The organism is Alysiella crassa DSM 2578, from assembly GCF_000745955.1.
Classification (GTDB): Bacteria; Pseudomonadota; Gammaproteobacteria; order Burkholderiales; family Neisseriaceae; genus Simonsiella; species Simonsiella crassa.
In genome coordinates this window covers 1-8860 of sequence record NZ_JQKH01000089.1, presented here as the reverse complement: position 1 = coordinate 8860, position 8860 = coordinate 1, and the positions used below count along the sequence as shown (strand labels likewise).

The 8860-nt window shown below is 44.6% G+C and carries 9 protein-coding genes; 3 read left to right on the top strand and 6 right to left on the bottom strand.

What is annotated here, in order from left to right; genetic code table 11:
* Nucleotides 1-277 precede the first annotated feature (277 nt).
* On the bottom strand, nt 278-2347 hold the full coding sequence (locus Q338_RS10805; protein ID WP_051968615.1) for an AAA family ATPase: 2070 nt from the start codon (nt 2345-2347) through the stop codon (nt 278-280).
* A 181-nt stretch (nt 2348-2528) separates the two neighbouring features.
* Between Q338_RS10805 and rplU the strand changes: the two genes are divergently transcribed.
* Entirely contained in the window at nt 2529-2834 is a 306-nt protein-coding gene (gene rplU, locus Q338_RS10800) for a 50S ribosomal protein L21 (RefSeq protein ID WP_115723608.1), read from the top strand.
* Nucleotides 2835-2859: 25 nt separating this feature from the next.
* On the top strand, nt 2860-3132 hold the full coding sequence (gene rpmA / locus Q338_RS10795; protein ID WP_003788168.1) for a 50S ribosomal protein L27: 273 nt from the start codon (nt 2860-2862) through the stop codon (nt 3130-3132).
* A gap of 196 nt (nt 3133-3328) precedes the next feature.
* On the opposite strand, the gene Q338_RS10785 is transcribed toward rpmA, so the two are convergent.
* Both Q338_RS10785 and Q338_RS10780 read right to left on the bottom strand, forming a co-directional pair.
* Complete coding sequence (locus Q338_RS10785) at nt 3329-3943, bottom strand: hypothetical protein (RefSeq protein WP_034295277.1); 615 nt, start codon at nt 3941-3943, stop codon at nt 3329-3331.
* A gap of 733 nt (nt 3944-4676) precedes the next feature.
* Nucleotides 4677-5465, bottom strand: coding sequence for a class I SAM-dependent methyltransferase (locus tag Q338_RS10780; protein WP_034295275.1), 789 nt, complete (start codon nt 5463-5465; stop codon nt 4677-4679).
* A gap of 412 nt (nt 5466-5877) precedes the next feature.
* Here Q338_RS10780 and Q338_RS10775 point away from each other — a divergent pair, with 412 nt between their 5' ends.
* Complete coding sequence (locus tag Q338_RS10775; RefSeq protein ID WP_034295273.1) at nt 5878-6678, top strand: hypothetical protein; 801 nt, start codon at nt 5878-5880, stop codon at nt 6676-6678.
* A 76-nt stretch (nt 6679-6754) separates the two neighbouring features.
* Here Q338_RS10775 and lpxC read toward each other — a convergent pair whose 3' ends face one another.
* The 3 genes from lpxC to ruvA form a co-directional block, all read right to left on the bottom strand.
* Entirely contained in the window at nt 6755-7669 is a 915-nt protein-coding gene (gene lpxC, locus Q338_RS10770; protein ID WP_034295271.1) for a UDP-3-O-acyl-N-acetylglucosamine deacetylase, read from the bottom strand.
* A 428-nt stretch (nt 7670-8097) separates the two neighbouring features.
* Nucleotides 8098-8289 carry a hypothetical protein gene (locus Q338_RS10765; RefSeq protein WP_034295269.1) on the bottom strand — a complete coding sequence of 64 codons (192 nt, stop codon included), beginning with the start codon at nt 8287-8289 and terminating at the stop codon, nt 8098-8100.
* Nucleotides 8290-8318: 29 nt separating this feature from the next.
* On the bottom strand, nt 8319-8860 hold a 542-nt coding region (ruvA, locus tag Q338_RS10760), incomplete at its 5' end, for a Holliday junction branch migration protein RuvA (protein WP_034295267.1).

Sequence of the window (8860 nt, the reverse complement as noted above, 5' to 3'; positions counted from 1 at the left end):
AGTCGTGAGAAAATTAATACGATACCACTGAATTGATGCGGACTTCTTTTTTTATTGTACTTTTTTTGTCGTGTACTGAAAGGCTGCCTGAAAATGTAGGGTGCGCCGTGCGCACCAAATTTACCGAAATATTTAAATGATTCAATCATTTCGGTGCACACTGCGCACCCTACGCAAGTATTTTATTTTCATGATATTTTTTAATTTTTCTTATCCCGAGTTCACGTTAATTAAAATAAGGCAGCCTGAAAACTTTTCAGGCTGCATTTCCCATTATTTAAAAAAAGCCCATTGCATTTTTCGCCCCATCTTTCAGGTTGCATTCCAGTTTCAACGCATTCAACATTGCGGCTGCGCTCTCAAATGGCGTAATCCGCGCCTGTTTCGCCAACACCGCAAAATCGCCCGCCGCCACATTTTTCAAACGCAATAATTCCGTTTTCAGGCTGCCTGTATCTTCGCGCCACAAAGCAAATTGTTCACAATAAAACACAAACATTGCCCACGCCTGCTCGCCACGCAAATAGCCAAATTCCAATTTAAAATCAAATCGGCGCAATGCCGCTTGGTCTAAATTGCTCATCAAATTGGTGCTGGCAATGAAAATTCCGTCATACGCTTCCATTTGCGTCAGCATTTCATTCACTTGCGTGATTTCCCAGCTTTGGCGCGAACCGCGTCTGTCTTGCAAAAAGCTGTCCACTTCGTCAAACACCAACACCGCTTGTTCCGTCTGCGCTTCGGCAAACGCCGCCGCTATGCGTTGTTCGGTTTCACCCACATATTTGTCCAGCAAATCCGAAGCGCGTTTGTAAATCAAGGGGCGGTCGGCTTGTTGCGCCAACCACGCGGCATAGGCGGATTTGCCCGTCCCTGCCGCGCCATAAAAACACAGCGTGCCGCGCCCTGCTTTTGCCACGCCTTGCGCGATGGCGCGTAAATCTTGTTTGCAATTAATCCAGTCCACATTATAGCTTTCGGGCAATTTGGTTTGGCTGGACAAGGGTTTATGGTTGCCCTGTGCGCGTAAAGTATTGCGTAACAAGGTTTTGAACAATTCGCCGCGTTGCGCTTTGTCCCAATCGCTGGTGTATTGTGTGATTTTGTGGGCTTGTTTCAACACGGCTGGCACCAGCGCGTCATGTTCCGCCAAACTGCGAATTTGTTGCTCGGAATAAAATTCGCTGGTGTAGGCGCGTATCATATTCGCGCGCGCGGCAATCGGCGGAATACTCATTTCCAAAACCATATCAAAACGGCGCACGGCAGACGGATCTATCAAATCCACCTGATTGCACACCCAAATGGTTGGCACAGCATTGTTTTCCAGCAAACGATTGAGCCATGCTTTGTTTAATGAAAACTCGTGTTGCTCGCGGTCAAACAAATCTTCCACTTCATCAAACATCAGCAAAGTACGTTGCCCCGCCAAAATATTTTGCGCCATACGCAGCGCGTTCATGCGGTCGTGGCGATTGGCGGGTTCATCGTTTTCGTCTGCCCACGCGATTTCAAACAATTCCATATTGAGCGATTGCGCCAGCACCCGCGCAAATTCCGTTTTCCCCGTGCCCGCCAAACCGTGAATCAAAATATTGCAACCCTTTTGTTGCCGCTCAAACACCTGTTGCAAATACATTTGGGCAGCCTGAACCAGCACGCCCAAATGTTTAAAATCCTGTATGCCCAATGCGGTGGGTGGCGCAAGTTGAATGTGTTGCTTCAAAATTTCAATTGGCGACAAACGCTCATTCATCATCGTTTCCGCAAATCGGCGCGAGAGCAATTCCACTTTTTGCCGCAAATAATAATCGTCCGAGCGGTCAATATTCACAATGCCGATATTGTGCAATTTGGCGCGTGGGTGCAATGCTTCTGCCACCGCGTTTTCAGGCAGCCTTAACAATACGGACAACACATGATACACCTTTTGCTCATTCAAACTTTCCAGCAAATCGGCATAACGATTCATTTCAGGCTGCGTGTGCAGCAAAATGGTAAACAAAAAAATCTGCACTTCCACATCATTGAGCGAAAACATTTTTTGCCAATCTGCCACATTGTCGCGCAAAATCGTTGGCACGGCTTGCGCCCACATTTGGGCGAAATGGTGGGTTTGTTGCCAATGTTCGTATTCTTGCTGAATGCGTTTGCGGGCGGCGATGGGGTCAAATTTTTCTTCCTTAATTTCCGCCAAAAACCAAGTGTCCGCACCGATTTCTTTGGCGATGTCCATATAACTCAAACCGTGCGCGTGGACAAAATTACGCTGCCCGTCCAAAGTGTACAAAATATCCCACAGCCAAGTGAGCAAAAGCGGTTTCAAAGATTGATGTGTTGTATTCATGATTTTTGTTTCATTTGAATGATTTGATGAATGAGATGATTGTAAACGGTTTTCAGGCAGCCTGAAACATTATCCGCAAAATAATTTGACAAAACAAAACAATATTGCCATAATCCTGCGTTTTCCAGCTTTGCCGTTTGGCGGAGCTTTTTTGTAAATAACCATTCTCATGGAGTTGAGTATGTACGCGGTCGTAAAAACTGGCGGTAAACAATACAAAGTTACCGTTGGCGAAAAATTAAACGTAGAACAGATACCTGCCGAACTCGACAGCCAAATCGAACTTGAAGTTCTGATGATTGCTGACGGCGAAAATGTAAAAGTAGGCGCGCCTACTGTTGCAGGTGCAAAAGTAGTTGCCAAAGTGGTGGCACATGGTCGTGGCGAGAAAGTACGCATTTTCAAAATGCGCCGCCGCAAACACTACCAAAAACGTCAAGGTCATCGCCAAAATTTCACACGCATTGAAATTTTGTCTATCGCCTAATCCAATCTAATCAGGAGTATAAATCATGGCAAGTAAAAAAGCTGGCGGTAGCACCCGCAACGGTCGCGATTCAGAAGCGAAACGCTTGGGCGTGAAAGCCTTTGGTAACGAATTGATTCCAGCAGGTTCAATCATCGTGCGTCAACGCGGCACCAAATTCCACGCTGGTAACAACGTGGGCATGGGCAAAGACCACACCTTGTTTGCAAAAGTAGATGGCTATGTAGAATTTTCTACCAAAGGCGCATTGAACCGCAAAACCGTAAGCGTTCGCCCATACGAAGGCGCAGAAAACTAATTTTCAGTTTTCCCAAAAAAACCTGTTGATAATCCATCAACAGGTTTTTGCTTTTCAGGCTGCCTGAAAACAAAAAAAGACGAATGCCGCAACATTCGTCCAAAAAAGGGGGGAGTTTTGTTCATCATTTTGACAAGGTTTCTAAAAAAGTTAATCATATGGCAAAACAGCGTGTTGCCACCCAAACAGTCCATCATTAGGGACGCTTCAAACGCGTATCGCTATAATAAACCGTCAAAATGGTTTGCGTGTCCGCCGTCAAAACCACAGTAAATGCCTTGTTTTTAGACCCTAATTCATCTAATAATTTCAAATATTCCAAATCATTTTGAGTTAAACAATCTAATTTAAACTTTTCCTGTGATTTCACTTGCTTCCACTCATCGTGTTTTCTTTTCAGAAACTCAGTTTTCATATACTCACACTCGCTTTCGGTCATGCGAACATGCACACTGCTATTAATATAATACATTTTGCCGTGTGTCAGCATAAACTCAATTTTCTTATCGCTAATACCGCGCTGCTGTTTGCGGTGCTGTGCATGCACCGTTTTGCGAAAATCCACCCCATACGATGTATGAATAATTTCGCGGCGCGACACTTTCTTGCGATGTTTACATGGTTTACGATGGTAACACAGCACCTGTTTCACATCGCCTTTGAGCAGATGATAAGTCTGGAAAATACTGTTTTCCACAAAGAAAATATGTGGATTAAAATTCGGGTCATGAAATTGCGCTTCTCGCGGCTCAATCACTTGGCGGCGTGGCGGCGATGTCGTCTGCGCCGAATATGCACTCAATCTGTACATGATACAAACCTCCATAATCAAAATAAACAATCAATCAAACAACGTCAGTCAAACCAACGTATTGCTTATTTTAATGGAGTGCGCCAGAATGGAAAAGATATAGCCTTTCTCAAACCACTTATTTTAAAAGAAAAATTATCTTGCTTCACAAAACGTGTATAATGCGATAAGTTTATATAAAGCTTTTTAGTATTTGATTTAAATCAATCAATTTATTATTTTTTTTGACCCATTTCAGGCAAAATGATATCCTTACGAACTTTTAAGTTATTCCATTCATTTTGCAATCCATTATAAGTTTTTATTTTAATTAGGATTTCTATAGCAATAGATTTTACTTTTTATTTAAGTAGTTCTTTATTATCCATTTTTTCTATTTAATTTGTGCTATTGGGTTTGGTTTTGATTGCACAAAAGTCGGTTTTATTGTCTCTTTGTCTAACACCTTTTTTTCTGATGAGAATATCAAAGTAAAACAATTCACTAAATCCCAATGGGGATTTTTTTGTCTTTACGTTTGTAAATTTTTGTAAACATTTTTCCCTTTTTAATATTGTCTATTTTTGGACACACATTTATTTGTTTGAAAAATCTGGTTTTTTATTCATTTATTGACTTGGAAATGTAGATTGGTTCTCAATAATTTCTTTTAAAATAGGGGATTAAATTGGCTTTCAGGCTGCCTTTGGCGATGCCAAATATAGGGGACAACTTGTTGCGCCCTATATTTTGATTAAACGGCTGGTTTGCGTGGATAAAATTGCACCACGCTTTCGTTTTCAGGCAGCCTGATTTTTTTGATGGCGTGGGCAAATACGGTTTCCAAAGTGATTTGTGTGAGTTCGCCTGTTTGCCATGCGTCTTGGACGATGGCGCGGGCGGCGGTGTCATCGCTCACGCGAAGTGCTGCCCATACGCCTGTGTTGTCCATGTCTTGCCAGAATGTATCGGGGTTTTGGTAGGTGAGAACGAGTTCGGCGGTGTCGGTTACGGGGTCGTAAAAGCCATGATGGAAGAGCATATCGCCCAAATCGTGCATGTCCACCAGCGTGGGCGCGGCGCAAGCTATGCCGTGCGCGGCAAGCAGGCGGCGAATTTCAGGCAGCGTGTTGCCCCCCAAATGGCTGAAAAACAGTAAGCCATCGGTTTTGAGTGCCGCCGCCCAGTTTTCCAAAATAGGGACAATTTCGGCGGTGTGCAGCAGGGCTAAATTTGCCCATAATAAATCGGCTTGGGCTTCAGGCAGCCTGAAATCAAAGGGTTGGCAGATTTGGGGAATGGTTTTGTGAAATAATTTGTTGAGCAAACCTGTGGGTTGGCGTTGGGTAGCGGCGTGGGCGAGCCAATCGGAGCGCGGGTCGTATTCGGTGAATTGGGCTTGTGGGAATGGTTGGGCAAGCAGGGCGCGACTGATGTCGCCGTCTGCGCCGATTAGGGTGATGTGTTGGGGGGTGTGGCGCAGTATGGCTAAGCGCGAGGCGGTTTCTTGGGCAAAATATTGGTGGAGAAAATAGCGGTTCATGGTGTCTTTACATTGGTTTGCATTTTGCGGTTTTGTTTTTCGGAGCGGTTGTGTTTACAATCGCTTTTTGTTTGACTTGTCAATTTGATTGGCAAGCAATTTTCCGAATTTTATAGCGTTTTGCGGCTTTCAGGCAGCCTTTCATTACCCTACAATTTTTTGCTTACTACTCATCTATTCCCTCTCCTTTGGGAGAGAGGGTTAGGGAGAGGGGAAAACTGGCGATGCTCAACGATTTATCCCTCCCCAGCCCTCTCCCAAAGGAGAGAGGGCAGATGGCGGTATCTCAATGATTGTGGGCAATGTTTTATTTTTGTAGGGTAATGAAAGGCAGCCTGAAAAGCAGATAATCCAATAATAATGGTTTCCAAAACAAAACGCTCTTTTTGATATTTTAATAGATAAATTAACCATGAAAACACGTTTAGCCCTTTTATTCGCCACTTTTTGGAGCGTCTTAAGCACGCTGATTCCCGCCCACGCCGACACGCCAAAGAAAATTCAATGGGGCGTGCCGCTTGAATATTCCAGCCACGCCGACCCAGCCAACACCGACATCGCACCACGCATCGCCAGCAGCGAAACCAGCCATGACAACGAAACCGTTGTGGAAACAGAAGATATTGCCGCCACCGAAGAGCGTTTGAACAGCGAAGTACGCATTTTGTGGGACGAAATTGAAAAAGCCGAGCAGCAACAAAATATGTCCAATGACATCAAAGTATTGCCCATCACGAAAAATAAACCCAACCCCGAAAAAAATCTGCCCAAACAAGCCAATACAAAAACCGTGAAGAAAAACCCACCGCCCGCCGCCGCCATCAAAGCGGAAAAAGAACGCATAGACACCCTGCTCAACAGCACCAAAGACAAAAATGGCAAAATCATCGCCTTACCCAAAGATAAATTAGACAAAGCCGATAAAACCAACAGCAAATCAGGCAAAACCAAATCCGCCACCAAAACGGTTACGCCACCCACCGCCCCTGTGGTGAGTTTGCCGCAACCGACTTTGCAGCCCAAACCCGTGCTGACACGCAAACAGGTTTTGGAAGAAGAAATCGCGCGTGAAAAAGCCGCACTCAAATCAGCACAAACGCAATTGAACATCGCCCGAAAACGCGGCAACAATGCCCATATTCAAAAATTAAATGCGATTATCCGCGACCGTGAATTGAATGTTCAGGCGATTTCGCGTGAATTATCACGTTAATTTTATTGAAAAAAATTATATACTGTCCTGAAAAAGGCAGCCTGAAAAGTTTTCAGGCTGCCTTAAATTATGGCGTTTACAAAGTTTCCACACCAAAAAACGCATTGGGCGTGTCTTCATTTTCGCCAAATTCCACCCATTCAAAACTGGATTCGTCCGCCAAAATCGCCCGCAACAAAGCATTATTAATCGCGTGTCCCGATTTATAGCCTTCAAACGCGCCAATAATCGGGTGTCCGACAATATACAAATCGCCAATCGCGTCCAAAATTTTGTGGCGCACAAATTCATCGGGATAGCGCAAACCATCGGGATTCAACACATCGGTTTCATCAATCACAATCGCATTGCTCAAATTGCCGCCCAAACCCAAACCGTTTTTACGCATAAATTCCACTTCCTGCATAAAACCAAAGGTGCGCGCACGGGCAATTTCTTCAATATAACTTTGTCCTGCAAAATCAATTTCAAAACGCGGCGGGCTTTGATTAAACACAGGGTGGTCAAATTCAATGGTCAGCGCGACTTTAAAACCGTCATACGGTTCAAATTTCACCCATTTGCCCGCTTCTTGCACTTCCACCGTTTTCAATATGCGGATAAATTTTTTCGGCGCGTTTTGTTCAATAATCCCCGCGTCTTGCAGCAAAAAAATAAAGGGTAGGCTGCTGCCGTCCATAATGGGGATTTCGGGCGCGTTTAGTTCAATGAGCGCGTTGTCCACACCATACGCCGCCAACGCCGACATAATGTGTTCAATCGTCCCCACCCGCGTGCCGTGTTCGGTAACAATGGTGGACGACAAACGCGTGTCGTTAATCAAATTGGGGTGCAGTTTAATCACTTCGCCTTGTGCGCCAGCCAAATCGGTGCGGCGAAACGCAATGCCATAATGCACAGGCGCAGGATTAATCGTGAGCGACACGCGTTCACCCGAATGCAAACCCACACCTGTGGCGGTAATGGTTTTGGCTAATGTGCGTTGTTTCATGGTATGTATCCTAAAAAATAAAATAGGGGGGATAATAAAGTATTCAGGCAGCCTGAAAGATTGTTTTTGCTTATTTTTGCAATATGATTGTTGATAAAATCTCCTATTTGCCTAATTTTTAAGCAATGAAAATTATGCTGTTAATTCAATTAACTAACTCACTTATCCACAGACTTATGCACATTTTTTGGGGATAAGTTTGGGGATAATTCACGGCACACTCTACATTTTTCAGGCAGCCTTTCAAAAAATAATCGTAGGGTGCGCCGTACGTACCCAAATAATTGAATTATTTAAATATTTCAGAAAATTTGGTGCGCACGGCGCACCCTACATTTTCGTGATTGGGAAAATTGTCGTGTACTGAAAGGCAGCCTGAAAAACAAAAAAGGACGAAATCCATTCGCCCTTTGATTAAAAATTGCCAATTAAAACAAACCTAAAAAGCGATTTTTCAAATCATCATCGCTCAAAGCATAACACGCGCGGACATCGTCAAAATCCAATGGCTCAAGTGCTTTGCCAATATTCAATTCATTCGCGCCTAAATCCACCAAACGCGTAATAAAACTTTGCAAAACCAAACGCTCCAAATCGTTTTTTGCTTCTTGAGAATTCATATATTGCCCCAAAAAGTCGTCATTTTAAATCAGCGCATTAAATTCTTCAATGCCCATTTTACGCCATCGCCCACGTCCAAATCGCTGGGCAAACCTTTGACCGCCGCACGGCATTCTTTCTCGTTGTAGCCCAAAGCCAATAGGGTGCTGACGATATCGTCCGATTTATCCACCGTTGGCGTAAGCAAATCCGCGTTCAGGCTGCCTGAAACCAGTTTGCCACGCAATTCTAAAATCATGCGTTCCGCCGTTTTTTTGCCCACGCTGGGCGCGGACGAGAGTTTTTTCACGTCTTCCGCCGCCACCGCCGCCGCCAATTCATCGGGCGAGAGTGCCGACAAAATCCCCAAAGCCGTTTTCGCGCCTATGCCGCTCACTTTGAGCAATTGGCGAAACGTGGCGCGTTCCTCCGCTTGAGCAAAACCAAACAATAAATGCGCGTCTTCACGCACAATTAATTGGGTGTAAAGCTGCACCATTTCGCCCAAAGCAGGCAGGGCGTAAAAGGTATGCATGGACACGTCCACTTCATAGCCCACGCCGTTTACGTCTATCACAATTTGTGGCGGGG

Excerpts from the sequence above, each read along its gene's own strand:
- Q338_RS10805 (WP_051968615.1), bottom strand. The coding sequence starts at position 2,347 with ATGAATACAACACATCAATCTTTGAAACCGCTTTTGCTCACTTGGCTG.
- rplU (WP_115723608.1), top strand. The coding sequence starts at position 2,529 with ATGTACGCGGTCGTAAAAACTGGCGGTAAACAATACAAAGTTACCGTT.
- rpmA (WP_003788168.1), top strand. The coding sequence starts at position 2,860 with ATGGCAAGTAAAAAAGCTGGCGGTAGCACCCGCAACGGTCGCGATTCA.
- Q338_RS10785 (WP_034295277.1), bottom strand. The coding sequence starts at position 3,943 with ATGTACAGATTGAGTGCATATTCGGCGCAGACGACATCGCCGCCACGC.
- Q338_RS10780 (WP_034295275.1), bottom strand. The coding sequence starts at position 5,465 with ATGAACCGCTATTTTCTCCACCAATATTTTGCCCAAGAAACCGCCTCG.
- Q338_RS10775 (WP_034295273.1), top strand. The coding sequence starts at position 5,878 with ATGAAAACACGTTTAGCCCTTTTATTCGCCACTTTTTGGAGCGTCTTA.
- lpxC (WP_034295271.1), bottom strand. The coding sequence starts at position 7,669 with ATGAAACAACGCACATTAGCCAAAACCATTACCGCCACAGGTGTGGGT.
- Q338_RS10765 (WP_034295269.1), bottom strand. The coding sequence starts at position 8,289 with ATGAATTCTCAAGAAGCAAAAAACGATTTGGAGCGTTTGGTTTTGCAA.